Annotated in this window: 2 protein-coding genes; one reads left to right on the top strand and one right to left on the bottom strand. The window is 42.6% G+C overall.

Annotated elements, in window-relative coordinates:
* The first annotated feature begins 596 nt into the window (after positions 1 to 596).
* Complete coding sequence (locus tag GNF76_RS29185) at positions 597 to 1,028, top strand: hypothetical protein (RefSeq protein WP_155586496.1); 432 nt, start codon at positions 597 to 599, stop codon at positions 1,026 to 1,028.
* A 40-nt stretch (positions 1,029 to 1,068) separates the two neighbouring features.
* On the opposite strand, the gene GNF76_RS29180 is transcribed toward GNF76_RS29185, so the two are convergent.
* A partial coding sequence (locus GNF76_RS29180) for a pesticin C-terminus-like muramidase (RefSeq protein WP_246212041.1) occupies positions 1,069 to 1,609 on the bottom strand: 541 nt, incomplete at its 5' end.

Genomic DNA, 1,609 nt, shown 5'->3' with positions numbered 1-1,609 from the left:
TATAAAAATATCGCTGTATCATCACTGATATTCCAAATGATTTTATTTACAACTTAAGCCAGTATGAGAACTATACAAAAAACAAATATCGCGTACTGGCTGGTGGCATTACAATCTCAAATATTTGCACTTATGGCGCAACCTCAAACAATAGGATTCATCTTATATTTAAATAAGATAAATCCCTTTTAATGCTCGGCGCATGACACTACATACTACTTCAGGTCACTTGAAGAAAATGTGGTGCGTGCACTCATCCGGTGTCAGTATTATGTACCAAACACCGACAACCAAGCGACGGTGTCAGCATCAATCCACAACCTATCGTCATTGAATGCACCGGCGAAGGTATTGGAATGACTCCATCTAACAGGTAGCAGACTAGTAGGCGTGTCCGCCGGAAGCGGTCAGAGACTTGTACCGCCTGGCCATTCTCCAAGCTACGCATGAGGAAGGAAGCACCACGTATAACCACTGTGCCGGTGACTTGGTGGATCAGTCCAGATTATGGAGGTGCCGCTGAAAATCTCTTAAATATTTGGCTTTGAACCACGTCATCTTAAATTAAACGTCCCACCTTAAAGGCTGGATCACGCATGAACCTCAAAATAAAATCCATCGCTATCAGCGCAGTCATCTCTACAATGGCTACATGTTCGGCTTTTGCTGGGGATCCCCTTGCATTAAAAATCTTGAAAAATCTTGACATTACATCCTTTTCCAACTCATTTTGGCTCAAACACCTACCAAAGGGGACTAGGCTAAAAGATACAGACTTCAACAATTTTCATATAAACCCGCCAAGTAGCGCTGGAATTTACTATGCGATAGACAAAGACGAAAACTTTGAATACAGCGTATGGATCATGTCCAAAAATAGTCGGGGAGTTATAATTTGTTTTGGAGATTTTGCCCTAAAAGGAACAGCCAAAACCCTCACACCATTACTTGTAGAAAAAAACAAAAAAGGAGCGTATGTTGCAAAAAAAGAAGTTGATATGGGCGATGAATGTCTGAGCACACACTAAAGGCTGCATCACGAAAAATTATCGTGATGCAGCAACCCCATCAATTCAAGAAACCAAATTCAAGATCTAAACTAATTAACTTTCCTTCCGACACCCGACGACGATGAGAAGATTTCCCATAATTATTTAGTTCATTTACAGCGGCCGCCCATTTTTTCTGTGTAATCGCCGACCAAAACTTAGGAGAATTGGCCGCCAAATTATCACCTGACTGGTATGCCAAGCTAATAATTGCAGTTCTTGTGTAGATAGGAATTTCGCGAAATGCGCCCTCACCGACAACTGCGTTATATCGCGCCTCAATCGATTTGGAAGTTTTATCCATATACACTTTGGAGAGCAATGCTGCCTGCTGCTCGGTAATGGTCAGAGGTTTTTGAGCCAGTTTATTCGCAGCTTCCTTGCCTTTAAACCCCGTATATTCGGCGAGCTGTTGCACAAGGTCGCTCGGGACACCATCTTTAGTCAAAGACTCGCGCGTCTTACTCCCTAGATCAACACCTATGCCTATGGTCACACCTGATTTTGATGATGGAGCACCTTTTCTATTTTGAGGAACGTAGCCCTTGAGAATCTGACCG

Source organism: Pseudomonas spelaei, from assembly GCF_009724245.1.
Classification (GTDB): Bacteria; Pseudomonadota; Gammaproteobacteria; order Pseudomonadales; family Pseudomonadaceae; genus Aquipseudomonas; species Aquipseudomonas spelaei.
This window is presented reverse-complemented; position numbering and strand designations above follow the sequence as displayed.